This window comes from Haloechinothrix halophila YIM 93223, assembly GCF_000504245.1.
GTDB lineage: Bacteria > Actinomycetota > Actinomycetes > Mycobacteriales > Pseudonocardiaceae > Haloechinothrix_A > Haloechinothrix_A halophila.
In genome coordinates, this window is record NZ_KI632509.1 from 808584 (window position 1) to 832640 (window position 24057).

Annotated in this window: 26 protein-coding genes; 15 read left to right on the forward strand and 11 right to left on the reverse strand. The window is 68.1% G+C overall.

Annotated elements, in window-relative coordinates:
• Nucleotides 1-33: 33 nt before the first annotated feature.
• Nucleotides 34-783, forward strand: a complete 750-nt coding sequence (locus AMYHA_RS27770) for a CAP domain-containing protein (RefSeq protein WP_034275697.1) — start codon at nucleotides 34-36, stop codon at nucleotides 781-783.
• Nucleotides 784-940: 157 nt separating this feature from the next.
• Here the strand turns inward: AMYHA_RS27770 and AMYHA_RS03710 are convergent, their stop codons facing one another.
• Nucleotides 941-1618 carry an SDR family oxidoreductase gene (locus AMYHA_RS03710; RefSeq protein WP_157362459.1) on the reverse strand — a complete coding sequence of 226 codons (678 nt, stop codon included), beginning with the start codon at nucleotides 1616-1618 and terminating at the stop codon, nucleotides 941-943.
• 150 nt (nucleotides 1619-1768) lie between these two features.
• On the opposite strand from AMYHA_RS03710, the gene AMYHA_RS03715 reads away from it, so the two are divergent.
• From AMYHA_RS03715 to AMYHA_RS03725, 3 genes are all read left to right on the forward strand, one after another.
• Nucleotides 1769-2395, forward strand: coding sequence for an FABP family protein (locus AMYHA_RS03715; RefSeq protein ID WP_034267966.1), 627 nt, complete (start codon nucleotides 1769-1771; stop codon nucleotides 2393-2395).
• Nucleotides 2396-2458: 63 nt separating this feature from the next.
• Entirely contained in the window at nucleotides 2459-4078 is a 1620-nt protein-coding gene (locus AMYHA_RS03720; RefSeq protein WP_034267969.1) for a LuxR family transcriptional regulator, read from the forward strand.
• 109 nt (nucleotides 4079-4187) lie between these two features.
• Complete coding sequence (locus AMYHA_RS03725; RefSeq protein WP_034267972.1) at nucleotides 4188-5294, forward strand: class I SAM-dependent methyltransferase; 1107 nt, start codon at nucleotides 4188-4190, stop codon at nucleotides 5292-5294.
• Between the two features lie 34 nt (nucleotides 5295-5328).
• Here the strand turns inward: AMYHA_RS03725 and AMYHA_RS03730 are convergent, their stop codons facing one another.
• A complete protein-coding gene (locus AMYHA_RS03730) occupies nucleotides 5329-5970 on the reverse strand; it encodes a class I SAM-dependent methyltransferase (protein WP_034267975.1) in 642 nt (213 codons plus the stop codon).
• 2 nt (nucleotides 5971-5972) lie between these two features.
• Nucleotides 5973-6818: an aminodeoxychorismate lyase gene (locus AMYHA_RS03735; RefSeq protein WP_034267978.1), complete on the reverse strand. Its 846-nt coding sequence runs from the start codon at nucleotides 6816-6818 to the stop codon at nucleotides 5973-5975.
• 47 nt (nucleotides 6819-6865) lie between these two features.
• Here AMYHA_RS03735 and ygfZ point away from each other — a divergent pair, with 47 nt between their 5' ends.
• Both ygfZ and AMYHA_RS03745 read left to right on the forward strand, forming a co-directional pair.
• Nucleotides 6866-8008: a CAF17-like 4Fe-4S cluster assembly/insertion protein YgfZ gene (gene ygfZ / locus AMYHA_RS03740; protein ID WP_231104612.1), complete on the forward strand. Its 1143-nt coding sequence runs from the start codon at nucleotides 6866-6868 to the stop codon at nucleotides 8006-8008.
• 90 nt (nucleotides 8009-8098) lie between these two features.
• Nucleotides 8099-8647: an RsiG family protein gene (locus AMYHA_RS03745; protein WP_034275700.1), complete on the forward strand. Its 549-nt coding sequence runs from the start codon at nucleotides 8099-8101 to the stop codon at nucleotides 8645-8647.
• Between the two features lie 4 nt (nucleotides 8648-8651).
• Here the strand turns inward: AMYHA_RS03745 and AMYHA_RS03750 are convergent, their stop codons facing one another.
• The gene (locus AMYHA_RS03750) at nucleotides 8652-9557 is read right to left on the reverse strand and encodes a hypothetical protein (protein WP_034267984.1); all 906 of its coding nucleotides are present in this window, start codon (nucleotides 9555-9557) and stop codon (nucleotides 8652-8654) included.
• A 206-nt stretch (nucleotides 9558-9763) separates the two neighbouring features.
• On the opposite strand from AMYHA_RS03750, the gene AMYHA_RS03755 reads away from it, so the two are divergent.
• From AMYHA_RS03755 to AMYHA_RS03770, 4 genes are all read left to right on the forward strand, one after another.
• Complete coding sequence (locus tag AMYHA_RS03755; protein WP_034267987.1) at nucleotides 9764-9946, forward strand: DUF3073 domain-containing protein; 183 nt, start codon at nucleotides 9764-9766, stop codon at nucleotides 9944-9946.
• 78 nt (nucleotides 9947-10024) lie between these two features.
• Complete coding sequence (locus tag AMYHA_RS03760) at nucleotides 10025-10894, forward strand: 3-hydroxybutyryl-CoA dehydrogenase (protein ID WP_084036788.1); 870 nt, start codon at nucleotides 10025-10027, stop codon at nucleotides 10892-10894.
• Between the two features lie 61 nt (nucleotides 10895-10955).
• Nucleotides 10956-11531, forward strand: coding sequence for a TIGR03086 family metal-binding protein (locus AMYHA_RS03765; protein WP_034267990.1), 576 nt, complete (start codon nucleotides 10956-10958; stop codon nucleotides 11529-11531).
• A gap of 168 nt (nucleotides 11532-11699) precedes the next feature.
• A complete protein-coding gene (locus AMYHA_RS03770; protein ID WP_157361786.1) occupies nucleotides 11700-12974 on the forward strand; it encodes a DDE-type integrase/transposase/recombinase in 1275 nt (424 codons plus the stop codon).
• A 103-nt stretch (nucleotides 12975-13077) separates the two neighbouring features.
• On the opposite strand, the gene arfB is transcribed toward AMYHA_RS03770, so the two are convergent.
• From arfB to AMYHA_RS03800, 6 genes are all read right to left on the reverse strand, one after another.
• Nucleotides 13078-13521 (reverse strand): alternative ribosome rescue aminoacyl-tRNA hydrolase ArfB, encoded by a 444-nt coding sequence (arfB, locus tag AMYHA_RS03775; RefSeq protein ID WP_034267993.1) that lies wholly within the window; start codon nucleotides 13519-13521, stop codon nucleotides 13078-13080.
• Between the two features lie 53 nt (nucleotides 13522-13574).
• Nucleotides 13575-14681: a phosphoribosylformylglycinamidine cyclo-ligase gene (gene purM, locus AMYHA_RS03780; protein WP_051399513.1), complete on the reverse strand. Its 1107-nt coding sequence runs from the start codon at nucleotides 14679-14681 to the stop codon at nucleotides 13575-13577.
• A gap of 39 nt (nucleotides 14682-14720) precedes the next feature.
• A complete protein-coding gene (gene purF / locus AMYHA_RS03785; protein ID WP_051399514.1) occupies nucleotides 14721-16304 on the reverse strand; it encodes an amidophosphoribosyltransferase in 1584 nt (527 codons plus the stop codon).
• A 122-nt stretch (nucleotides 16305-16426) separates the two neighbouring features.
• Nucleotides 16427-16789: a hypothetical protein gene (locus AMYHA_RS03790; protein ID WP_231104613.1), complete on the reverse strand. Its 363-nt coding sequence runs from the start codon at nucleotides 16787-16789 to the stop codon at nucleotides 16427-16429.
• Nucleotides 16790-16803: 14 nt separating this feature from the next.
• Nucleotides 16804-17043 (reverse strand): DUF397 domain-containing protein, encoded by a 240-nt coding sequence (locus AMYHA_RS03795; protein ID WP_034275711.1) that lies wholly within the window; start codon nucleotides 17041-17043, stop codon nucleotides 16804-16806.
• 288 nt (nucleotides 17044-17331) lie between these two features.
• Entirely contained in the window at nucleotides 17332-18216 is an 885-nt protein-coding gene (locus AMYHA_RS03800; RefSeq protein WP_034267996.1) for a helix-turn-helix domain-containing protein, read from the reverse strand.
• A 165-nt stretch (nucleotides 18217-18381) separates the two neighbouring features.
• Here AMYHA_RS03800 and AMYHA_RS03805 point away from each other — a divergent pair, with 165 nt between their 5' ends.
• Nucleotides 18382-19212, forward strand: coding sequence for an SAM-dependent methyltransferase (locus tag AMYHA_RS03805; protein ID WP_051399515.1), 831 nt, complete (start codon nucleotides 18382-18384; stop codon nucleotides 19210-19212).
• Nucleotides 19213-19232: 20 nt separating this feature from the next.
• Here AMYHA_RS03805 and AMYHA_RS03810 read toward each other — a convergent pair whose 3' ends face one another.
• Nucleotides 19233-19619 carry a sterol carrier family protein gene (locus AMYHA_RS03810; RefSeq protein ID WP_034268001.1) on the reverse strand — a complete coding sequence of 129 codons (387 nt, stop codon included), beginning with the start codon at nucleotides 19617-19619 and terminating at the stop codon, nucleotides 19233-19235.
• Nucleotides 19620-19672: 53 nt separating this feature from the next.
• Here AMYHA_RS03810 and AMYHA_RS03815 point away from each other — a divergent pair, with 53 nt between their 5' ends.
• The 4 genes from AMYHA_RS03815 to AMYHA_RS03830 all read left to right on the forward strand — a co-directional run bounded on the left by AMYHA_RS03815 (nucleotide 19673) and on the right by AMYHA_RS03830 (nucleotide 24049).
• Entirely contained in the window at nucleotides 19673-20281 is a 609-nt protein-coding gene (locus AMYHA_RS03815; protein WP_034275713.1) for a type VII secretion system-associated protein, read from the forward strand.
• A 259-nt stretch (nucleotides 20282-20540) separates the two neighbouring features.
• Nucleotides 20541-21446, forward strand: coding sequence for a lysozyme (locus tag AMYHA_RS03820; RefSeq protein WP_034268003.1), 906 nt, complete (start codon nucleotides 20541-20543; stop codon nucleotides 21444-21446).
• A gap of 219 nt (nucleotides 21447-21665) precedes the next feature.
• Nucleotides 21666-22997 carry a magnesium transporter gene (mgtE, locus tag AMYHA_RS03825; RefSeq protein WP_034268005.1) on the forward strand — a complete coding sequence of 444 codons (1332 nt, stop codon included), beginning with the start codon at nucleotides 21666-21668 and terminating at the stop codon, nucleotides 22995-22997.
• Between the two features lie 29 nt (nucleotides 22998-23026).
• Nucleotides 23027-24049: a hypothetical protein gene (locus AMYHA_RS03830; RefSeq protein ID WP_051399516.1), complete on the forward strand. Its 1023-nt coding sequence runs from the start codon at nucleotides 23027-23029 to the stop codon at nucleotides 24047-24049.
• The last annotated feature ends 8 nt before the right edge of the window (nucleotides 24050-24057 follow it).

Sequence of the window (24057 nt, forward strand, 5' to 3'; positions counted from 1 at the left end):
CGTCGACCTCGGGCGGTGGCCGCGCTCCTCGGCATGGTTCTGGGTGGCCTGACCGCTGGCGGGTACACGGTTGCCGCCGGCCAGACCGACTTTGGTGCGGTTCTGAGCTCGCTGTCGGCGGAGATCGCGCTCGCTGACGCGTCGAACAACGGTGGCGCGAGCGCGCCTGGCGCTGCCGTGTCCCCCGATCCCGCTCCCACGACGTCGTCGGAATCGCGGCAACGCTCGCAGCGCCCCACCGAGACGCCAACGACGTCGAAGCAGAAGAAACCCAAGCCCAAGCCGAAGCCGACCACGACGTCGCCCACGACGTCCTCAGCCGCGCCGTCGCCGACCACGACCATGCGCACCACCCGGCAGTTCACCGTCACCCCGGACGTGACGACGTCGGAGAGTGAGCCGAGTTCGGAGCAGGCCTCGGCGACCGACCGCGTGGTGCGGCTGGTCAACGAGGTCCGCGCCGACCACGGCTGTGACGCGGTGACCGTGGACGAGCGAATCGAGCGGGCCGCGAGCAAGCACAGCACCGACATGGCCGAGCGGAACTACTTCTCGCACGACACCCCAGAAGGCGTCGGGTTCGCTGAGCGGATCGAGGACGAGGGCTACTCCAGCCCCGGTGCGGAGAACATCGCCAAGGGTTATCGCACCGCAGAGGACGTCATGGACGGCTGGATGAACTCCGACGGCCACCGCGCCAACATCCTCAACTGTGATCTGAACACCATCGGCATCGGTCTCGACACCAACGGCTGGCTCTGGACACAGGACTTCGGGTACTGAGCTGCGGCGGCGTCCGGCGTCCCGAAGTTGATCTACTTCCTGCGCGCTGTGACCATTTTCTGTCCGGTTCGTCCGGCTCTGCTGGTTCTCACGCGCAGGAAGTAGATCAACTCTGGCGCGGGGTGCTGGGTGCGCCCGCCGTTCGACGTCCCGCCTCTCACCTCGGCCGGATGCTCACCTCGGTGACGTGCGCGTCGTCCCCAGCGGTGACCGCGCCGAGCACAGCCTGGGCGACGGACTCCGGCCGCAGGAAATCCGACGCCCGGTACTCACGGCCCTCGCTTGCGATGATGCGCTCCTGCATGGGTGTGTCGGTGCGGCCGGGATGTACGGACGTGACCCGCAGCGACGGCTCCTCGGCACGCAGCGCGTCGCTGAACGCCCTGAGTGCGAACTTGCTCGCCGCGTACGGCGCCCAGCCGGGCCGTACGTTGTAGCCCGCGCCGGAGTTGATCAGCACGACGTCGCCAGATGTCGCCCGCAGCGCGGGCAGCAGCAGCCGGGTCAGGTCAACGACGGCGAGCACGTTGACGTCGAAGTTCTGCTGCCAGGTCGCCCTGTCGGCGTCCTCGATCCTGCCGATCGGCGCGACGCCTGCCGAGTGAACCAGGACGTCGAGCGCGTCGATGTCCGCGACCGCCTCGGCGACGGCGTCCGGGTCGGTCAGCTCGACCGCGAGCGGATCGGCGTCTGGCAGTTCCTTGGCGAGCGCGGCCAGCGCGTCGGCGTCCCTGCCGCCGAGCAGCAGTCGGTGGGTGGGGGCCAAGGCACGTGCGATCGCAGTGCCGATGCCTTTGGTTGCTCCGGTGACCAGTGCGAGTGGCATGGCTCCCAGTGTGATGCCTGGTTCCGGTGCGGCCGTTCCGGGTGGGATAGAGTAGCGAGCCGTGGAGATCCTGTTTACGACCTTGCTTGTCCTGGCCATCGTGGCCGTGACCTGGTTCGCGGGCTACGTGGTGTACCGGCTGTACGCAGATCAGGGCTGATGACGGAAAGCGGCAACGAAGCGGTCGAGTCCGCGGCGCGGCGCGCCGAGCAGACCCGCGACCGCAACATCCGGCAGTCGCCCGATTTGCCTGACCTGCCGATCGCTGGTGACACCGCCAACCTGCGGGACGGTGCGGACCTGAACGACGCCTGCCTCGCGCTGCTGCCGCTGGTCGGCGTGTGGCGCGGCGAAGGCCAGGTCGACTACCCCACGATCGACGGCCCGGTCCGCTACGCGCAGCAGCTCACCATCGCCCACGACGGCAGGCCGTTCCTGTTCCACGAGGCGCGCTCCTGGCTGCTCGACGAGAACGGCAACGTCATCAGGCAGGCCGCACGCGAGGTCGGCTGGTGGCGCCCGCAGCAGGACGACACCATCGAGCTGCTGCTCGCCCACAACACCGGCGTGCTCGAACTCTTCTACGGCAAGCCCCGCAGCCAGACGTCCTGGGAGCTGTCCACCGACGCCGTGATCCGCTCGACCAGTGCCAAGGACGTCACGGGCGCGAAGCGGCTCTACGGCATCATCGCCGACGGCGACCTCGGCTACGTCGAGGAACGCGCCATGATGGGCCAGCAGCTGCAGCCGCACACCTCGGCACAGCTGCACCGAGTGGCTGGCTGACCCTCCTGCCTTCGCGAGAGGTGCATACTCACACCGAGAGCGCCTCAGCCGGGATGGTTCGCGATGTCCGAAGCCCTCGTCGACGCGCGTGCGGCATATGCGCGCCGCGACTGGTCGCTGGCGCGCGAGCGGTACGCGGCGGCCGACCCGGCATCGCTCGGTGCGGACGACCTCAGCAAGTTCGGTGACGCGGCATGGTGGCTCGGCAGGATCGACGAGGCGCTTGCCATCTCGGAGCGCGCCCACCACGCCCACATCGCCAAGCGTGACACGCGACAGGCAGCGATGCGGGCGATGGAGCTGGCGTTCCTGCGGTTCCTCCGCGCCGAAGACACACTCGGCAGCGCATGGCTGGCCAGGTCCCGGCGGCTGCTCGCCGCCGACCAAGACTGCGTCGAGCACGCCTACCTGCGCTACTTTCTCGAGGTAGAAGCAGCGGAGGCCGACAGCGCCGATGACGCGGAGCCGATCGTCACGACGGCGCGCGAGATCCGCGCGCTGGCCCGCCACTATGACGACGCCTGCCTCGCGGCGATGGCGACCGTGGCCGAGGGCCGCGCGCTGATCACGCTCGGCGAGGTCGCGGCTGGGCTCGCACTGCTCGACGAGGCGATGGCGGTCGTGCTCACCGACGACCTGCCGCCCGGCTGGGCCGGCAACATCTACTGCAACGTCATCGTGACCTGCCATGAGCTGGTCGACCTGCGGCGGATGCGGTCCTGGACGGAATCGCTCGAGGAGTGGTGCGCCGCGATGCCCGCCGCCGTAGTGTTCACCGGGATCTGCCGGGTGCACCGGGCCCAACTGATGCAGACCCGCGGCGACTGGACCCGGTCGGAGTCCGAGGCACGCCGGGTGTGTGCCGACCTCGCGGAACTGACCGTGCCCACCACGGCCGACGCGCACTACGTCATCGGCGATTCGCTCCGGCTACGCGGTGACTTGGACGCCGCCGAGCAGGCGTACCTGCGTGCCCATGACCTTGGCCGCGACCCGCAGCCGGGGATGTCGCTGCTGCGGCTGGCGCAGGGCAACGCCGATGTCGCCGCCAGATCCGTCCACGCCGCTCTCGCCGCGACCGGCGGACCGCTTGCCCGCGCCCCGCTGTGCTTCGCCGCCGTCGAGATCGACATCGCTGCCGATGAGGCAAGCCACGCCCGCACTGCCGCGGATGAGCTGGATGAACTCGCGCGCCGCTATCCGAGCCCCGGTCTGCGCGCGATGGCGCTCCACGCACGAGGCGCCGTGCTGCTCGCGGAGGGGCCCCCCGCCGATGCGTTGTTGCTGCTGCGTCAGGCCTGCACCGGCTGGCTGCGGCTCGACGCGCCGTACGAGTGCGCGCGGGTCCGGCTGTTGCTCGCGGACGCCTACACCCGGCTTGGCGATCTCGATGCGAGCGAACGGGAACGGGAATCGGCCGAGACGGCGCTGGCCCGCCTCGGTGCACCACCGCCATCGGCGGGCGCGCGGGAGATTCCAGATGGGCTCTCCGTGCGGGAAGCCGAGGTGCTCGCGCTGGTCGCGCACGGTAAGACGAACCGCGAGGTCGCCACCGAGTTGGTGCTCAGCGAGAAGACGGTCGCGCGGCATCTGTCGAATATCTTCATCAAGCTCGGGTTGCCGTCCCGGACGGCCGCGGCCGCCTACGCGTTCGAGCGTGGTCTCGCGCGCCGGAGTGGGTAATACGATCCATCGGCCGCCTTGCCGCTGCGTGCTTTTCCCGATGCCGCGCCGGTGTCCTCGCTCTAGCGTCAACCGCGAGATACCCAACCAACCGCAGGAGGGCAGCCGCATGACCACCGATGCCGCAGCGCACCCTGACACCACCGCAGACAAGGCCGCTTTCGACGCGGCCGCCGCTGAGGAGTTCGCCGAGCGGCTGTTCGGCGACTACACCAGCGCGATGGTGACCCTGATGATCGACATCGGCCACCGCACCGGTCTGTTCGACGCCGCCGCGGCCGGGCCGGCGACCAGTGCGAAACTCGCCGAGCGCGCGGGGCTGACCGAACGCTACGTCCGGGAATGGCTCGGCGCGCTCACCACGGCGGGGATCACCAGATACGACCCGTTGACCCGCACCTACACGCTGCCCGCCGAGCACGCGGCGTGCCTCACGGGTGGCGGCGCCACCAATGTCGCCCCGCTGAGCCTGATCGTAGGCCACCTCGCCACTCACATCGACGACGTGACGACGGCGTTCCGTGAGGGCGGCGGCGTGCCGTACGAGAAGTTCCGGCCAAGATTCACCGATGTCATGGACGGCATCAACCGCGGCCTGTTCGATGGCCAGCTCATCGACGGGGTGCTGCCGCTGGCCGGTGACCTGCCAGCGCGGCTGGCCTCCGGCGTACGCGCCGCCGACATCGGCTGCGGCACCGGCCGCGCGCTGATCGTGCTCGCCGAGGCGTTTCCCGCGTCGACCTTCGTCGGCTACGACATCGCGGCCGATGCGATCGACCGGGCGCGGGCCGAAGCAGCCGATGCAGGGCTGACGAACGTGACGTTCGAGGTGTGCGACGTCGCCCACCTGCCTGCCGACGCGCGGTTCGACGTGGTGTTCGCGTTCGATGCGATTCACGACCAGGCCGACCCTGAGGGCGTGCTGCGGGGCGTGCACGACGCGCTGGTGCCTGGCGGGAGCTTCGTCGCGGTCGACATCAAGGCGTCGAGCCATCTGGAGAACAACGTCGGCAACCCGATCGCGCCGCTCATCTACGCCGTCAGCACGATGCACTGCATGACCGTCTCGCTCGCGTGTGGTGGCGCGGGTCTTGGTACGGCGTGGGGCGAGGAGCTGGCGCGCCAGATGTTCGCCGACGCGGGGTTCGAGGTCGTTTCGGTCAGTGACGTGCCGGACGACCCCATCGACATCCTCTACCACTGCCGACGGCCGTGACACCGCGCCGACGGCGGTGATGCCGCCATGGCTGTCAGGCCATCGGCGTGCTCACCAGCAGGTGCGCCGACCGCCAACCAGACCCGCAGCGACGGTGGTCGACCAGTTCGAGATGTCCCGCCCGCAGCGCCTCGATGACGTCGTCCACCGGACGCACGGTGAAGCCGTGCTGTGTCACCGGCATCGACGCCATGACATCCGGGTCGGCCATCCCGATCACGAACCGGCCGCCCGGCGCGAGCACTCCGGCGACCTCGGTGAACGCGCGCTTCAGATCCTCGATGAAGTAAATCGTGTTCACCGTGATCGCGCCGTTGACGGAGGCGTCGTCAAGCGGCAGTTGCGACATCGACGTCTCGTGCAGCTCAAGCGTGCCAGCATCGATCGCCCACGCGTACTTGCGTGTCGCCCGCGCGAGCATCGCGTCCGAGATCTCGACGCCGTGCACCGTGCCGGACTGCCCGACCCGCTCAAGCAGTTTGCCGAGCCCGGTTCCGCCGCCGAAGCCGATATCGGCGGCGACCGCGCCCGGTTTCAGATCGAGTGCCGCGATCGCTTCGGTGATCAGCTGCTCGTTGCGCCGGTTCAGCAACATGCCGGTGAGCGCGCCGCGCCTACCGCTCGGACGTGCCAACTGCTTCGCGAGCCCGCGCTCGAATGACTCTCGGAACCCCATGATCATGGACGGTACTCGGATTCGTACGCCGCGACGAGTTCCGCGTGCAACTCCCGTGCGTCGGGCAGCCGTTCGCCGTCGAGCGTGTGCACCCTGGTGATCTCGCGGATCGACGACGTCAGGAACAACCCGTCCGCCGTCCGCAGGTCCTCGGTGCGCAGTGGTTCGACCTTGGTGTGCCATCCTGCGCGCTGCGCGGCGCGGAACAGGGCCGCCTGCGATGTGCCTGGCAGGATGCCGATGCCAGCGGGAGGCGTGTAGAGCGTGCGGTCGCGCGCGATCACCACGCTCGACGTCGGCCCTTCCAGGACCGTGCCGTTCGTGGCGAGGAATATCGCGTCGTCCGCGCCGCGCCGGTTGGCCTCCCTGATCGCGGCCATGTTCACGGCGTACGACAGCGACTTCGCGCCAAGCAGCAACCACGGTGCGCGTTCGGCGAGCCCCTCGTCGATGCCCCGGTCAAGCGTCACGGCGGCGATGCCGGTGGCACGGGCCTGCGTGATCTTCTCGTCGACGTCCGTGCCGAGCGCGAACGCGAGCGGCTCGCCGGCAGGGTCAGAGCCACGGGTGCAGACCAGCTTGAGCGCCATCTCGCGGTCGCGTGGCCACCGTGCCAACACCTCGTCAACGGTGCGTTGCCATCGGTGGACATCCTGCTCCGGCAGGTCGAGCATCGCGGCGGAACGTCGCAGCCGGTCGAGGTGGGGTCGCAATTCGCGGGGATGGCCGTCCCGGACGAGAATCGTTTCGAACACCCCGTCGCCCCGCTGCAGCCCGAGGTCATCTGCTCGGATCTGGGGTGAAGTGGGATCCTCGACGGATCCATCGAGGAATACCAGAACGCGCATAATAGTCAGGGTAGCTAGAACCGGGGACCCAATATCGAGGAGCTATCGTGCAGTCTCCCGTGCTCGGGCGGCGGAGCGCAGTCGCCGCGCCCGAAGGACATCCAGAACACGGCGTTGCGTGGCACTTCGGCGATCCATTCGCCGAACAGCGGGCGGCGGTCAGGTCGGCGGCGATCATCGACAGATCGCACCGCCAGGTGCTCGCCGTCACCGGAAGTGACCGATTGTCCTGGCTGCATCTCGTCATCTCGCAGCACGTCACGGAACTGCACGAGGGCAACGGCACCGAGGCGCTGATCCTGGACAGTCACGGCAGGGTGGAGTCGCACCTCGTGCTCGCCCACACCAAGCTGGGCGGGGAGCCAACCGTACTGCTGGACACCGACTTCGGCGCTGAGATCACCAGCGCGTTGCCCAAGGGCGGTGGCACCCAGTCATTGCTCGAGTATCTGGACGCGATGCGGTTCTGGTCCGACGTCGCGGTGGCCGACGTCACCGAGGACTGGGCACTGCTGACGCTGCTCGGCCCGCACGCGGATGCGGTCATCGACGAGCTTGACCTTGACCTCGACCTTGACTCCGAGCGGTACGCCGTCGCGTCGGGGTCCGGCATCGTCGCGCGCAGGGCGCCAGGGCCAGCGCCCGGCGGCATCGACCTCTTCGTGCCACGTGCTGAGCTGCTCTCCTGGTGGGAGCGGCTGGTGGATGCTGGTGCGCGCGAGGCGGGGAGCTGGGCGTTCGACGCGCTGCGGGTGGAGTCGATGCGGCCACGAAGAGGCGTGGACACCGACGAGCGCACCATTCCGCACGAGGTCGGCTGGATCGGGAGCGCGGCGCACGTCGCCAAGGGCTGCTACCGGGGCCAGGAGACGGTGTCGAAGGTGTTCAACGTCGGCAGGCCGCCGAGGAACATGCTGCTGCTGCACATCGACGGTTCACAGGAGATCTACCCCGAGACGGGTGATCCGGTGCTGCACAAGGACCGCACCGTCGGCAGGGTCGGCACCGTGGTGCAGCACTACGAGCTCGGCCCGATCGCGCTGGCGCTGATCAAGCGTTCAGTACCTGCCGACGCCGAACTGTTCGCAGGTCAAGGTGATCGGATGGCGCAGGCGGCTATCGACCCGGACTCCGTACCGGAGGAAGGTCCGGCTCCTGGCAGGACCGCGGTGCACCGGTTGCGTGGGTGAGTGCTCGCTATCACATGATCGGCACCGCCATCCGCGTGATAATGCGGCTGGATGCTTGGCATCGGCCGTTACCTGGAGCACGATGTCGGCGTGATTGAAGTCCGCCCCGGCGGCAGGCGCCGCATCGACCGGGTGCTCGCCGCTGACTACGTCCGTGACCTGGAGCGCCTGAGCCTTGCCGAGCTGCGGGCACGGCGTGACGAGGCCGCGCAGGAGGAGACGGACTTGTCGTATCTGCGGCGGCTGCTGCACGCGCGGATCGACATCGTGCGCGCCGAGCAGCGCAGGCGCAGCAGCGGTGGGTCGGGCGACGTCGTCGAGCAGCTTGCCGAGATCCTTGCCGATGACGCGGTGGGTACGGCGGGCAGGCATCAGTCGCTTGAGCCGTCCCGAGTGGGCGACCGCAGGCGGCTCGGCGAGTCGTTGGTCGCCGACGCGGGACTGTCTAATGTCGGATCGCTGTCCGACGAGGCGCTCGAGCACAGCCTCGACACCTTCACCGAAGAGGAGCGCTCGGTATCCGGCAGGCGGCGCGAGGTGCAGGCCGTCGTCGACACGCTGAACTCCGAGATCGCGGGCCGCTACGCACACGGCGCCGCGTCGGTGGACGATCTGCTCGCCGCGGAGCGCGACAGCTGAGCCGCTAGTTGAAGCGCTCGCGGGCGGCCAGCTCGCCCCAGTAGTCGCGCAGCCCGGTGAACAGGTCCGTCAGTTCCTCGACGTCGCCGGATTCCAGCGCGTCCAGGATGCTGTGTACCTCCTCGGCGGAGGTATCCGACTCGAGCAGCGGGTCGGTGATGAGCTGCACCAGCCCGCCGTAGTCCAGCTCGACGGCCGAGTTGGCGTCGAACGCGGCGAGCCATCGATCGGTGTCGACGAGCACCTTCGTCGGCCCTTGATCGCCGAGCACGTTCTCGGCGAGGTCGCGTGCCTTGGCGACCCTGCGGCGCGCGTCACTCATCGCGACTCGCCAGGACATCTCCCGCTCGGGGTCGTCCATGCCGGTGCCGAGGTTGAGCACACGCTGCTCGGGGTCGACCAGCGTGAACCACGGCAGCGGGATGGTCCAGGTGACCGACAACACGTGCAACGCGGCGGAGTGCACCTGACCGAGCGCCGCGGCCGCGCGGGCGCGCGCCCCTTCCAGGTTGATCTCGTTGGCGTCGAGCACCGCGGCCCGCAGCGCGGGGTGGGAGTCGTCGAGGAACGACGTCAGCGCCGCCGCCGAACGCGGGCGGAGCTCAAGCGGGCACACCAGTGGGCCGGGCCCGACCGTGACGCCTTCCGTCGTCGGCACATCCTCTGGCCGCAGCACCAGGACGTCGGTGAGCCCGCTCGGCGCGGGCCTGCCGTCCGCGAGCTCGGCCGGGAGCAGCCGGGGCGGCTTGGCGAGTTGTGATTTGAGCCACATGTGCTCTTCGTGTGCGATCGAGTTCGCTCGAGTCATCGTCGCGTGCTCGACCGCGGCGACCAGCCGTTCGTCCGGCGGATCACCGAAAGCCGATAGTGGCTCGTAGACACGGAGGTAGGCACTGAACGGGCGGGGCACAGACGAATCGTGACACGGAGTGTGGCCGTCTTGCTGCCCCGGGCGGCCAAAGGTGGCAATTTCGCGATGTGTGGTGCCTTCCACGCCATGCCGCGTCGCGTCCGCGAGGCATGACACGGTACGGTAGAGGACAGGAAATAGTTGTCGAGTCGATGCGGGGCTGCCGTTCCCCCGGCTGCCCCGCCCCTGTGTGAGGGGGTCGAGCCATGGGGCGCGGCCGAGCGAAGGCCAAGCAGGCGAAGGTGGCCCGGGAGCTCAAGTACAGCACTCCCCCCACAGACCTTGAAGCCTTGCAGCGCGAACTGGCAGGCAAATCGCCTGACAAAGGCCAAGACGAGGACTGGTACTCCGACCCGTACGACGAATACGACGACGAGTACCGACACTGAGTGCACCGCAGGCGCGAGGGGTGACCTTCTACAGGTCCTCCCTCGCGCTTGTGTCGTGCCCGCGGAACGGAGTGAGAGATGACGGTGTCCGACCAGATCAAGCGTGTCGGCGTAGTCGGGGCCGGGCTCATGGGCTCCGGCATCGCGGAGGTCAACGCGAAAGCAGGCCTCGACGTCACGGTCAGTGAGGTATCCCAGCCGGCCCTCGATGCGGGTAAGGCGCGCATCGAGAAGTCGCTCCACCGCGCGGTACGCAGCGGCAAGTTGACCGAGTCCGACGCCGAGGCCGCGAACGGCAGGTTGACCTTTACCTCAACGCTGGATGACTTCGCCGACCGCGATGTCATCATCGAAGCCGTCGTCGAGGACGAGCAGGCCAAGCTCGACGTCTTCCGCACCCTCGACAAGGTCGTCGAGCGCGAGGACGCCATCCTCGCCTCCAACACGTCGTCCATCCCGATCATGAAGCTGGGCATGGCGACCAACCGCCCCACCCAGGTCGTCGGGGTGCACTTCTTCAACCCGGTGCCGGTGCTTCCGCTTGTCGAGCTGGTGCCCTCGCTGCTGACCGGTGAGGACACCGTCGAGCGGGCGCGTGCCTACGTCACCGACACGCTGAACAAGACCGTCATCCGCTCGCAGGACAGGGCTGGCTTCATCGTCAACGCCCTGCTCGTGCCGTACCTGCTGTCCGCGATCCGGATGTTCGAGTCCGGCTTCGCCTCCGCGGAGGACATCGACCGGGGTATGGAGCTCGGCACCGCGCACCCGATGGGTCCGCTGCGGCTGAGCGACCTGATCGGCCTCGACACCATCAAGTCGATCACCGAGTCGATGTACGAGGAGTTCAAGGAGCCGCTGTACTCCGCCCCGCCGCTGCTGATGCGGATGGTCGACGCGGGCCTGCTCGGCAAGAAGACCGGGCGCGGCTTCTACGACTACCACTGAGGTGTTGGCCAGGGTGGTTGGCGACTCGCTTCGGTCGTGATCCGTTGGGACACTGAGTCCCATGGATCTCCTCGACGCGCACGGCTACTCGATGGACCGGTTCGACCGGCTCGTGCGACGTATTGGTGATCGGTGGGACGCGCCGACGCCGTGCACCGAGTGGTCGGTTCGCGATCTACTCAACCACCTCGTGTCCGAACAGCTCTGGGCGCCGTGGTTGCTCGACGGCGCAACGCTGGATGATGTGGGCGACCGGTTCGACGGCAATGTGCTCGGCATTGACCCGGTCACGGCGTGGGCGGATTCGAGTGCCGCGGCTCGGGCGGCGTTCCGTAAGCCTGGCGCGCTGGACGGCGACGTGTACGTGTCCGTCGGCATGATCGACGCCGTCGAGTACGGCTGGCAGATGACGACCGATCTCGCGGTCCACGGCTGGGACCTCGCCATGGCGATCGGCGAGCCGCAGCCCATCACCGATGAGCTGGCGAACGAGCTCATCGCGCGGTTCGAGCCGTATGTCGACGCGTTGCAGGGCCACGGCATCTTCGAGCCGCCTGTCCGGGTTGGTGACGATGCCGCGCCCGCCGACCGGCTTGTCGCCTTGCTCGGCCGCGATCCCGCGTGGCAGCGATCGTGAGCTCGAGCCGGACGCCAGGGTGTTCCAGCGGCGATGGTGTCGGGTAGGTGTAGCGGCGATCTTGAGGCGCTGTGGTCGCTATAGCAGCTGCCGTGTGTCTTGAGATGTCGGACGGTGGTGTGTCGGGACATGGCTGACACCTGAGTGCTGTGGCCAGACTTGCTGGTCATGGCGGAACAGGTGGTTGCTATGGAGATCCGGCTGTTGGTGGCGCTGGCCGGACGCCCAGGACAGGAACGGGTCAATGTCACCGCGTTGTGTGCCGAGCTCGGGATCTCGCGGGACACGTTCTACCGGTATCGACGCCGCTTCGACGGCCGTGGCCTGGAGGGGGTGCTGCCCCGGTCGCGGCGCCCACACCACTCGCCGGGCCAGACCCCGGACTGGCTGGAGGAGTTGATCGTGGCCACGCGCCACGAACTCGACAGGCAGGGCTGGGACTGTGGGGCACGCTCGATCCGCTACCGGCTGCTGCGGCGCGGCATCAGCCCCTCGCCCACGGCGCGCACGATCCATCGAGTGCTGGTGCGCCGCGGTGAGATCACCCCGGCGCCGCAGAAACGGCCCCGCTCGTCGTGGCGGCGGTTCGAGTTCGCCGAGCCGAACGGCTGCTGGCAGATCGACGGCACCGAATGGCACCTGGCCGACGGCACTCCCGCGGTGATCCTGCGGGTGCTCGACGACTGTTCCCGCAAAACGCTGGCCAGCAGGGCAGCAGTGAGCGAGAACGCCGCCGACGCCTGGGGCTGCATGCTCACCGCGCTGACCCGCCACGGACGCCCGGCGATCCTGCTCTCCGACGGCGGCGCGGCGTTCACCGCCCGCCACCGTGGCGGGTGGGCGGCATTCGAGGCCAACCTGCGCGCCCTGGCCATCACCCCCGCGGTCGCCAGCCCGCACCACCCACAAACCTGCGGCAAGAAGGAACGCGAATGGCAAACCCTGAAACGCTGGCTGCGTGCCCGCCCCACCGCGGCCAACCTGACCGAACTACAGCAGCAACTCGACCTCTACGACGCCGCCTACAACGCGCTCCGACCCCACCAAGCCCTCGACGGACACACCCCCGACGAACGCTACGCCCAACGCCACACCACCAGCGACAACAACGACGACACCCCACCCGCACCTCTGCCCCCACTACCAGTGGTGCGCGACGTCAAAGCCAGCACGACCGGCACGGTCGCCATCGGCCGCCACCAACAAGCCCAAGTCGGCATCCAATGGCAACACGCCCAGCTCACCGTATTCCGCGACGGCAACCGCGTCGCGATCTTCCACCGCGACCACCTCGTCCGCGCCCTCGACGCCGACCCCAACCGCCGCTACCAACCCCTCGGCAGCCGACCCGGCCCACCACGACGACCACGCCTGGCCCTACCCAACTCCCCACTGCCCCACCCCCAACTAGCCGAAGCGAGAAACCAACCCAACCACAAATGATCAGCGTACTGTCAGACATGTCCGGACACACGTGTCAGACATGTCCCGCCACACCACAGTCGCTATAGCAGCCACAGCGCCTCAAGATCGTCAACGAAAGCCCTTACTCCCCGTCGAAGCCGCCCCTGCGGTCGCGCTTGATCTTGCCGCGTTGCTTCTTCGCCGCGAGACGCCGTTCCTTCGCGCGCTTGCTCGGCTTCGTCGGCTTGCGCTTGCGTGGCGGCGGCGCTGCGGCCTCGGCCAGCAGCGTGGCCAGGCGTTCCCTTGCCGCCTCCCGGTTCGCCAACTGCGCCCGGTGCTCGCTCGCCGCCACGGTGATCACGCCGTCCACCAGGCGGGAGCGCAACCGGTCCAGCATCCGCTGCCGCAGCGACTCCGGCACGCTGGCGGAACGTGCCACATCGAACGACAGTTCCACCCGCGAGTCCGTGGTGTTCACGCCCTGCCCACCGGGGCCGGACGAGCGCGAGAACCGCTCCCGCAGCTCAGCAGCGGGAATGGTGATCCGTCCGTTCACGACGACGTCGCCGCGTGCGTCTGTTGACATGGGCATCACCGTGGCAGGCAGAGCTCCGAGGCGGGGTACCCCGGACGCAGGGATCAGAAGCGCGGATGGTCGCCGTGCAGCAGCGCGCGGGCGCTTTCGGGGTCGTCGGCGGGCCGGATGTCGCCGAGCACCCAGGCTGGCACGTGGCGTGCGGTCAGCACGGCCAGCGCGCGATCGACGTCCTCCGGCGCGATGACGGCCACCATCCCGACGCCCATGTTGAACGTCTTCTCCATCTCGGTGCGGGCGACCTTGCCGCGCTGCGCGATCAGCCGGAAGATCGGCTGCGGCGTCCAGCTCGACCGCTCCAGGTTCGCGACCAGCCCGCGCGGTATCACCCGCTCTAGGTTCGCCTCAAGCCCGCCGCCGGTGATATGCGCGAACGTCCGCGCGTGCGTCTCGGCTGCCAGCGCGAGGCAGTCGCGCGCGTAGATACGGCACGGCTCGAGCAGTTCCTCGCCCAGCGTGCGGCCGAACTCCTCGACGTGCCCGTCCAGCGGCATCCGCGCGTCGGACAGCAGCACCTTCCGCGCCAGCGAGTAGCCGTTGGAGTGCAGCCCGGTCGAGCCCATCGCGATCACGACGTCGCCCGGCCGCACCCGGTCCGGCCCGAGCAGCTCGGACGCCTCGACGGCGCCGACGCCGGTCGCGGACACGTCGTAGTCGTCGTCGGCCATCAGCCCGCGGTGCTCCGCCGTCTCTCCGCCGAGCAGCGCGCAACCAGCCTGCACACAGCCTTCCGCGATCCCGGCGACGATGTCGGCGATGCGCTGCGGGTCGACCTTGCCGACCGCGATGTAGTCCTGCAGGAACAGCGGCTCAGCCCCGGTCACGACCAGGTCGTCGACCACCATCGCCACTAGGTCGATGCCGATGGTGTCGTGGGTGTCCATCGCCTGCGCGACGGCGAGCTTGGTGCCGACGCCGTCGGTCGACGACGCGAGCACCGGCTCCTTCCAGCGGTCCAGCTTGAGCGAGAACAGCCCGGCGAAGCCACCGACGCCGCCGAGCACCTCCGGCCTGCTCGCCCGTTTCGCGTGTGGCTTGAGCAGTTCGACGGCCGCATCGCCGGCCTCGATGTCGACGCCCGCATCGGCATAGGTCGCCCCTGCTGGGCGTTCCGGCTGTGCAGGGGGCTCTGGCTGCGCAGGGGGCGGCACAGAGGGCACAGTGCACTCCATCCTGATGTTGTGAAAGTTCTACGGACGCTTGACAGCGTCTTCGGCACCATAGCCTGCTTGCGGTACCGAGAGTGAAGACGTCGCTGACGGTTCGTCAGGTTGCCGCGCCGGTTGCAGACTTTCCAGCACGTGTTTGCCGATCAGTTCGTCATCAGGCAACGGAATTGGGTACTCACCATCGAAGCATGCCGCGCACAGCCGAGACGCGGGCTGCTCGGATGCCGCGATCAGCCCGTCGAGCGACACGTAGCCGAGCGAGTCCGAGCCGATCGAGCGGCGGATGCCCTCCATGTCGAGCCCGTTGGCGATCAGCTCGGCACGGGAGGCGAAGTCGATACCGTAGAAGCACGGCCAGCGCACCGGCGGCGACGCGATCCTGACGTGCACCTCGAGCGCACCGGCCTCGCGCAGCATCCGTACCAGCGCGCGCTGGGTGTTGCCGCGCACGATGGAGTCGTCCACGACGACCAGCCGCTTGCCCCTGATCACGTCCCGCAGTGGATTGAGCTTCAGCCGGATGCCGAGCTGCCGGATGGTCTGCGACGGCTGTATGAACGTCCTGCCGACGTAGGCGTTCTTCACAAGGCCCGAGCCGTACGGGATGCCGGACGACTGTGCGAAGCCGATCGCGGCGGGGGTGCCGGACTCCGGCACCGGGATAACCAGGTCGCCCTCGGCCGGATGCTCCTGTGCCAGCCTGCGGCCGATCTCGACGCGCGTGGCGTGCACGCTGCGGCCGGCGATGGTGGTGTCCGGCCGCGCGAGGTAGACGTACTCGAACACGCACCCCTTCGGTTCTGGCGCGGCGAAGCGGGACGACCGCAGCCCGTCGGCGTCGATGGCGAGCAGTTCGCCCGGCTCGACCTCGCGCACGAACGACGCGCCCACGATGTCCAGCGCGGCGGTCTCACTCGCGACGACCCAGCCGCGCTCCAGCCTGCCGAGCACGAGCGGGCGAACGCCCTGTGGGTCGCGGGCGGCATAGAGCGTGTTCTCGTCGGCGAAGACGAGGCAGAACGCGCCCTTGAAGGTGGGCAGCAGTTCCATCGCGGCTGCCTCGACGCCCTTATCCGCGGCTGTGCCCGCGAGCAGCGCCGTCATCACGTCGGAATCGGTTGTCGCGCGCTTGGCGCGGGAGGGAGGCTCGTCGCCGGCCGCGACGGTTCCGGTCTCAGCCGCCCTCTCGGCGAGCTCGGCGGTGTTGACCAGGTTGCCGTTGTGACCGAGCGCGATACCGCTGCCGGTCACGGTGTTGCGAAACGTGGGCTGGGCGTTCTCCCAGGTGCCGCCGCCCGTGGTGGAGTAGCGGCAGTGGCCGACGGCGATGTGGCCTTCGAGTGCGGAGAGGATTTGCTCGTCGAAGACCTGGCTGACCAGCCCGAGGTCCTTGAAGACGACGATCTGCGAGCCGTCGGAGACCGAGATGCCCGCTGCCTCCTGGCCACGGTGCTGCAGCGCGTAGAGCCCGTAGTAGGCGAGCTTGGCGACTTCTTCACCAGGCGCCCAAGCCCCGAAAACCCCGCACTCTTCGCGTGGCTCGGGGTCCGTGCTGTGATCGAGGGCTAGGTCGCCGGTGTTGTCGTTGGCGCCGTGCGATGCCACCAATAGCTCCTGCGAGGACGGGGGACGGCCATTCCCAGTGTAGCCGCTCAACCTGCCCTAAACGGGCGACCCGGAGTGGCAATGACCACTGTGACTCGCCTCGCCCGGCGGCCAGGGTTTGGTCAGCCGACCGGGGCGAGCCACTTGGCCGCGCCAGGGCGCACCGGCACCCAGCAGCCGCTGTTCTCACCCTTGCGTGACGGCACGGCGTAGTCGTCCGGCAGTGCGAGCATCGCGCCGAGCACGGTGCTCACGTATCCGCTCGTCTGCCACAGCACCGTGCGGGGGGCGAGGACATCGGTCTCCTCGCCCGGCATTCGCATCGCGTGGACATCGTCCTCGTCATGCAGCGTGACGACGTCGATGACGCCGCTGTGCACCCGGACACCGACGACGGCGGCGATCTCACCGTCGTCGTCGGTGGGGTGCACGAACCGGAAGCCGCGCGTGACGAGCTGACGCAGCTGATCCTCAGTGCTGATCACGGTGACCCCCCGCGTCAGCTCGCGATGTCGTCGAACTCGCCGTCTTTGGCGCCGGCGACGAACGCTGCGATCTCGGCCTTGGTGTAGACCAGCGCGGGACCATCCGGGAAGCGGGAGTTGCGCATCGCGATCTCGCCGTTGGTCAGTCGCGCCACCTCGACGCAGTTGCCGACAGCACCACTGCGGGAACTCTTGCGCCACGTGACGTCCGTCAAGTCCGTTGCGGGCATACCGTTGGCGATGGTGTTCACCATCTTGTCCCTCACCTCCCGACTATAAGGATGCATCTGCACGTGCATCCGATTGTGCGGGCGAATCTAGCACGTGTACCGGCAAACGCAAATGCATGTGCATGAAATTTGTTCACGAAAGCTGCACAGCGTGTGCAATCGTGTGCCACAGCCACGTTTGGGTGACAAGGACTGGTGCGTCAGGGGAACCAGGGGTGTACGACGATCAGTGCAACGTGTTGCTGACCTGGGCCCATCTGGATCTGATCATCCAAACGGGCGGCAATAGTGACGAGCCGGTGAACTTTGGCTTTAAATCTCGTTGCGGCGCTTCTCGAGCAACGCACGGGACTGGTCCGGCGTCTCCGCGTCGACCGCGAGTTGGTCGATGGCACGGGCGTACGGCTCGAGGTCGTCCTGCTTGTCGAGATACACCGCACCGGTGAGGTACTCGACGTAGACGATGTCCGGCAGTTCGGGCTCGGCGAAGCGGAGCACGCTGAACGCGCCTTCCGCTCCGTGGTTACTGCGGCTGTACGGCAGCACCTGCACCGCGATGTGGGGCATCTTCGTCCACTCGATCAGGGCGTCGAGCTGATCCTTGAGTACGGCGGGCCCGCCGACGGGGCGGTGCAGCACGGCCTCGTCGATGAAGGCCCACAGCCGGGGCGCGTTGGGCTTGCTGAGGATCTTCTGCCTGCGCATGCGCAGCGCGATACGGCGCTCGGTCGCGTCGGCGTGGTACTCGGGCCTGCCCTTGGTCGCGACCGCCCGCGCGTAGTCCTCCGTCTGCAGCAGCCCTGGCACGAACTGCAGCTCGAACGTCTGAATACGCGAGGCCGACTCTTCGAGCCCCACGTAGTTGGTGAACCACGCTGGCAACAGGTCGTGGTAGCGGTACCACCAGCCAGGCGTGTTGGAGTCCCGCACCATCTGCAGGTACTCCTCGCGCTCCTCCGGGTCGGAACGGCCGTAGAGCGTCATCAGGTCGGCGACGTCGCGGTCCTTGAATCCGACCCGGCCCAGCTCCATCCGGCTGATCTTGGACTCGGAGCCGCGGATGTGGAACCCCGCGTCGGCACGCGAGATGCCCGCTTCCTCCCGCATCCGCCGCAACTGCGCCCCGAGCACCATGCGACGTGCGGTCGGCGTGCCACCGCTCTGATCCGCGCCACCCCTACCGGACTGGAGTGTCATGTCTGCCTCTCGCTGCTCCTGGCATCTCAAGCCGTCCCCGACCGATCACTCAGCGTACAATGCCCATCGCCCGCGTCAAGCGCGACTCCCGCGTTTACGTGGTGATCGTCGGACGTCTAGGCTACGTGTGATCCGCGTTACTTGAATACGTCTACGAGGTTGTCGATGACAAACGCCGCCCCGGATTATCCCGTACCCGCCGGAGTCGACCCGACGAAAGTGAGCATCGCCCGGGTCTACGACGCCTTCCTCAACGGCAAGGACAATTTCGAGGTCGACCGTCAGGTACTCAAGATGGTTCGGGGCAAAGTGCCCGAGGCACAGGACATGGCAACCGAGAACCGCACGTTCCTGATCAGGGCCGTGCGGTTCCTCGCGAGCCAGACCGGAATCAGCCAGTTTCTCGACTGTGGTTCCGGGTTGCCCACATCGGAAAACGTGCATCAGGTAGCGCAGCGGATCAATCCGGAAGCACGGGTCGTCTACATCGACAACGATCCGGTCGTGCTCGCGCACGGGCGCGCGTTGCTTGAGGAGAACGACCGGACGCACTTCGCGGCGGCCGACATCTTCAAGCCGCAGGAGATCCTGGAGAACGACGTTGTCAACAAGCACATCGACCTCTCGGAACCGCTGATTTTCCTGCAGGTCGGCACGTTCCAGCTTTACGACGGCCCGCGCGACGAGCCTGCCAAGATCATGCAGGAGTACATCAAGGCACTGCCTTCCGGTTCGTACGTGGCCTTCAGCCATTTCTTCGATCCAGAGAACGAACACACCGAGACCGCGCGCAAGATGGAGGAGCAATTCCTCGCCAGTCCGATGGGGCGCGGTACGTTCCGGACGCGCGCCGAGTGCGAGGAGTTCCTCGAGGGCCTCGACCTGATCGAGCCCGGCCTCGTGTTGTGCGCCGACTGGTGGCCTGATGGGCCACAGCTCAAGCCGCTCAACTCGGTACAGAACTGTTTCATCTGCGCCGTCGGCAGAAAACCGTAGTCACCGGCGCCTGATGGCGTTTACCGCAGACGCAGCTGAGGCAGCAGATGTGAGAGGTCGGATCGCGTGCCGGAAGCCGAAACGCTCCCGTCGGCGATCGCTGTCTGCCAGTCGGTCAACCCGGCGGCGAGCCGCAGCCATGTCCTCGGATCGGTCTCGACCACATTGGACGGTGTGCCTCTGCTGTGCCTCGGCCCACCGACGCACTGGACGGCAGCGAACGGAGGCACCCTGACCTCGACGCTGTTTCCCGGTGCGTCCGTGGCGAGGGTGTGCAGGCTCAGCCGGACGGCGGTGGCGAGTTCTCGCCGTTCCGGCTTGTCGCCCTCGCCGGACAGCCAGCCCGACATCGACTCGACGACGCGCCGCAACTCGGCGGGGTTCGGTGCGCGCCGGGAACCAGACATGGGAAATAGGATGAGCGACGCGCGAAACACGCCAGCAATTGGGGGCGATCACGATGGCAGCTGACGACGCAGGAAGGCTCGTGCCTGGGAAGCCGCGACGCCAGCCCCCGATCACCGATTCGATGCGCGCCCGCGCGCAACGCAACCCGAACTCGTGGCTCTACGTCATCGACGAGGCCTTCGACCCGTCTGGTTCAGTGCCGGACTGGGCCGTTGTGGGGGCGTATCCGGTCAACGCGGACGGCGAGATCGTCGCCGACTTCCATCCGAACGAGGACTACCGGCCGTCACCGCGGGCGCTCGGTTTCCCCGAACCGGATGGCGAGCTCGAGGACCTGCTGCAGCTGGTGCGGACGGGTCACCGGCCGGTCTCCGACCTGCCGCCGGTGGTGTTGCGATCGACGTTGTACGTCTACGCCGTCTCGCGGGAGCAGGACAACCTCACCGGGTTCTACGACAAGCGCGGCCGCATCGTGGTGCCCGCCTACACCCGTCAGTCCATGATCCCGCAGGAGTGGCCCAGTTCCCGCACGTTGACCGGGCGGGATATCCTGCCGCAACTCTCGGGGCATCCGCTTGCGATCAATCCGGAGGGGTTGGTCACCGCGGTGGTCCCTGAGGAGCATCTGGAAGCGGCGGCGCGGCGTCGCTGGCGCAGGTGACGCCGTCCTGACGTGACTCGGCGGCGCTCGCTGACCCGCGTTGACCGCCTGATCCAGCGAGAACCCGCCACGCCGGTGCGAGTGGGGGTGAACAGCCGGTTGCGCTCGGGGTTCGTGTGACTGGACAGCAGGCATGAGTTGTCCACGATCGGGCGATTGGTCACGCGGGAAGGTGACAGCGACTGCGTTCTCCGTTCACAATCGACGGTCGGATGGCTGTGGGGGTGCCGTTCGATCGATCGGTTGGAAGGGTGATCGCATGACGGCCACGCGAGGGCGGCCGGTGCGCCGGGTGTTACTCGGGGCGCTCGCCGTCGTCGGCGTGGTCAGCGTGACCGCGGCGTCGTTGTTCGTCGCGCCGAGCGTGAGCGCGGCACCGCAGGGCGCGGTCGACACCTACGTGCAGCGGCACAGTCACCCGATGGGCTCGCAGATCGCCGTGTATGAGCGCGGCGCGCAGGCGCGGCAGGACGGCTCCGGCGGGTCGGACGAGGAGCAGGAGGAGCCGGACGAGGAGCAAGACGGGCCGGACTCCGAAGATCGCGACGGCATCGAGGGTATCGACGTCAGCGGCTGGCAGCGTGAGGTCGACTGGCAGCACTGGTGGGACAAGGGCAAGCGGTTCGCCTACGTGAAGGCCACCGAGGGCACCGGGTACAGGAACCCGTACTTCACGCAGCAGTACAACGGGTCTTACGACGTCGGCATGATCCGGGGCGCGTACCACTTCGCGCTGCCCGATCGATCGTCCGGTGCGGTGCAGGCGACGTACTTCGCCGAGCGGGGCGGCGCGTGGTCGGCGGACGGCCAGACGTTGCCCGGCGTCATCGATCTGGAGTACAACCCGTACGGCGACACCTGCTACGGCAAGACGCAGCAGGCGATGCGGGCGTGGATCAGCGACTTCCACGACACCTACCGCGAACACACTGGCCGCGCGCCAGTGATCTACACGTCGACGAACTGGTGGAACAAGTGCGTCGGCGATGGTCACGGCTTCGAGGAGACCGTGCCGCTGTGGGTGGCGCGCTATGCGGACAAGATCGGGGACCTGCCAGCGGGCTGGCACGTCCACACGTTCTGGCAGTACTCGAACGATCCGATCGATCAGAACACTTTCAACGGCGGCAGGAAGCAGCTCGAAGCCATCGCCACCGGCGAGTAGCCGTCGCGAGTCGCACCGTATTCGCTACGAGATGCACCTTGTTCGCCACGAGTTGTACCTTGCTGGCTCCGAGTTGACGCCGATGCCTCGGCTCCCGTGTGCCCCGGTCGAGGCACCACCGTGCGGCAGATGCGTGACCCCGTAGAGTCTGGTGGGGAGATCTGCTAGCGCGCCGCGAGCCGCCGACTCCGTCACCCGAGCTTGGACACCGGAGGAGCGATGGGTCTCGATTCACTGGAAGATCTGATCGACGCCAACGATGTCTCCGGCATGAAGCAGTGGCTCGATGAGCACCCGCCGCACGTCATCGCCGACGAACTCGGCAGGAACGAGGCGATCACGGCGGTGTTGCTGTTCCGGTTGCTCGACAAGGACCACGCGCTCGCCGTCTTCGAGGAACTGGACCCGGTCGACCAGCAGAAGATCCTGTCAGGACTGCGCGACAAGGCGTTCTATGAGCTGGTCGAGGCGATGGACCCGGACGACCGCGCGCGGTTGCTCGGTGAGGCGCCAGCGAAGTTCACCCAGCGCGTGCTCGCCGGGCTCTCGCTCGAACAACGTTCGCTGACCGCGCGGCTGCTCGGTTATGAGGACGGCACCGTCGGCCGCATCATGAGCCCCGCGGTGCTGGTGCTGCGGGGTGAGCTGACCGCGAAAGATGCGCTCCAGGTAGTGCGCGAGCGCGGTGAGAACGCAGAGACCGTGTACACCCTTCCGGTCGTCGACAACAGTCGCCGGTTCCAGGGTGTCGTGACGCTGCGTGAGCTGGTCCTTGGCGGGCCGGATACGCTGGTCGCTGACCTCGCCAGCAGCGAGAAGCCCACGGTACCGGCGACGGAGGACGCCGAGGTGGCCGCGCGGCTGATGCAGGACGCCAATCTGCTCGCGCTGATCGTCGTCGACAGCGAGGACAGGGTGATCGGCGTGCTCACCATCGACGACGCCTTCGAGGTCATCGAGGCAGCCGATACCGAGGACGTCGCCCGCCAGTCCGCGACGACGCCGTGGATCGGGCACTACATGGCGGTCAGCGTGGTGCAGCTCGCGCGCTCGCGGGTGGTGTGGCTGTTGTTGCTGATCGTGGCGGCGTCGCTGACGGTCGGGGTGCTCGAAGCGTTCGAGGGCACGTTGGCGCAGGTGGTGCAGCTCGCGGCGTTCATCCCGCTGCTCATCGGTACCGGTGGCAACAGTGGCGCGCAGGCCGCGACGGCAGCGGTGCGCGCGCTCGCGGTGGGTGAGTTGCGGACCAGTGACGTCCTGCGCGTGGCGTTCCGGGAGTCGCGGGTCGGGCTGCTCGTTGGGCTCACGCTCGCGGCGGTCGCGTTCGTGTTCGGCCTGCTGATCGCGGGCAGCGGCATCGCGGTCGCGGTGTCGTTGTCGCTGGTGGTGATCTGTGTGTGGGCCGCGATGATCGGCGGCACCATGCCGCTGCTCGCCAAGCGCGTCGGCATCGACCCCGCCGTGGTGTCCGCGCCGTTGGTCACCACGCTGGTCGACGCCACTGGCCTGATCATCTACTTTCTGATCGCCCGGGCGGTTCTGGGGATCTGACGGCCGCGTGCTGGCTACAGTGGACGGTCGTGGACGTCTCCTTTCTCAGTGCGGGGGCCGTCGCACTGCTCGCCGGGATGGCCGCGTTCGTCGTGTGGCGGGTGCGTGGCGGTGGTGACGGCACGCGGCAGGGCCTGCCGCTAGCGGGAACGATGCTGATGGCAGCCGGTGCACTGGCCCTTGTCACCGGATGGTTGCTCGCCGCGCCGGGCACCCCGCGCGCGGAAGCGCTCAAATCCGGCGGGCTTGCCGCTGGTTCGGTCGTCGCGCTGTACGCGTTGTGGCTGAACGATCGCCGCAGGCGGGTCGATGAGGGCCGGCATGTCGTGGAGAGCGACCGGGCTGAACACGACAGGGAGAAGGCCGCTGACGAGCGCTTCGCGCGGGCGATAGAGCTTCTTGGCAGCCCTGCTGACCAGGTGCGTGTCGGTGCGGTGGCGGCGCTGGTCGCGGTCGCCCGTGACCGGCCGAAGTACTACGTGCAGCCAGTCATCGACGTGCTGTGCGCGTACCTGCGTCGTCCCTTCGACCATCCGCGCTATCAGCTTCAGCAACGGGAGTGGCCTCGACAGGAGGCTGAGGACGCCGAGCGTGAGCTCCAAGTCCGGCTGTCCGCACAACGAGCGCTCGCGGACCTGCTACCGGCGGCCTCGGACGACGACGCCCCGCGCTACGACCTCGATCTGACCGGCGCGGTCCTCGAATACCTCCGTCTCACCGGCCGCACCGTCGGCACGATCACGCTGCGGTACGCCCGCCTGTACAGCAGCAACGACTTCAGCGGGACAGTGTTCCGTGGCGACGCGTGGTTCACCAGTGCGCACTCGCTGGACGGCAGGTTGCCTGCGCAGCTCTTGCTCACGAACGTCGAGTTCCGTCGCAAGGCGTGGTTCAGCGGGTTCACCGCAGCAGGGCGGGTGCTGTTCACCGGCGCGCGATTCGCAGGCGACGCGAAGTTCAGCGACGCCAGTTTCGGCAGCGCGGACTTCAGCGGGTGTCACCGCGACGGCGCCGTGATCGACCCGCCACAGGCGCTTGACGAGTGGGGGTGACCAGCCGA

Bases quoted from the DNA above. Each gene is read 5' to 3' on its own strand.
- AMYHA_RS27770 (WP_034275697.1), top strand. From the start codon at position 34: ATGGTTCTGGGTGGCCTGACCGCTGGCGGGTACACGGTTGCCGCCGGC.
- AMYHA_RS03715 (WP_034267966.1), top strand. From the start codon at position 1,769: ATGACGGAAAGCGGCAACGAAGCGGTCGAGTCCGCGGCGCGGCGCGCC.
- AMYHA_RS03720 (WP_034267969.1), top strand. From the start codon at position 2,459: ATGTCCGAAGCCCTCGTCGACGCGCGTGCGGCATATGCGCGCCGCGAC.
- AMYHA_RS03725 (WP_034267972.1), top strand. From the start codon at position 4,188: ATGACCACCGATGCCGCAGCGCACCCTGACACCACCGCAGACAAGGCC.
- AMYHA_RS03730 (WP_034267975.1), bottom strand. From the start codon at position 5,970: ATGGGGTTCCGAGAGTCATTCGAGCGCGGGCTCGCGAAGCAGTTGGCA.
- AMYHA_RS03735 (WP_034267978.1), bottom strand. From the start codon at position 6,818: ATGCGCGTTCTGGTATTCCTCGATGGATCCGTCGAGGATCCCACTTCA.
- AMYHA_RS03755 (WP_034267987.1), top strand. From the start codon at position 9,764: ATGGGGCGCGGCCGAGCGAAGGCCAAGCAGGCGAAGGTGGCCCGGGAG.
- AMYHA_RS03760 (WP_084036788.1), top strand. From the start codon at position 10,025: ATGACGGTGTCCGACCAGATCAAGCGTGTCGGCGTAGTCGGGGCCGGG.
- AMYHA_RS03765 (WP_034267990.1), top strand. From the start codon at position 10,956: ATGGATCTCCTCGACGCGCACGGCTACTCGATGGACCGGTTCGACCGG.
- AMYHA_RS03770 (WP_157361786.1), top strand. From the start codon at position 11,700: ATGGCGGAACAGGTGGTTGCTATGGAGATCCGGCTGTTGGTGGCGCTG.
- arfB (WP_034267993.1), bottom strand. From the start codon at position 13,521: ATGTCAACAGACGCACGCGGCGACGTCGTCGTGAACGGACGGATCACC.
- AMYHA_RS03795 (WP_034275711.1), bottom strand. From the start codon at position 17,043: ATGGTGAACACCATCGCCAACGGTATGCCCGCAACGGACTTGACGGAC.
- AMYHA_RS03800 (WP_034267996.1), bottom strand. From the start codon at position 18,216: ATGACACTCCAGTCCGGTAGGGGTGGCGCGGATCAGAGCGGTGGCACG.
- AMYHA_RS03805 (WP_051399515.1), top strand. From the start codon at position 18,382: ATGACAAACGCCGCCCCGGATTATCCCGTACCCGCCGGAGTCGACCCG.
- AMYHA_RS03810 (WP_034268001.1), bottom strand. From the start codon at position 19,619: ATGTCTGGTTCCCGGCGCGCACCGAACCCCGCCGAGTTGCGGCGCGTC.
- AMYHA_RS03815 (WP_034275713.1), top strand. From the start codon at position 19,673: ATGGCAGCTGACGACGCAGGAAGGCTCGTGCCTGGGAAGCCGCGACGC.
- AMYHA_RS03820 (WP_034268003.1), top strand. From the start codon at position 20,541: ATGACGGCCACGCGAGGGCGGCCGGTGCGCCGGGTGTTACTCGGGGCG.
- mgtE (WP_034268005.1), top strand. From the start codon at position 21,666: ATGGGTCTCGATTCACTGGAAGATCTGATCGACGCCAACGATGTCTCC.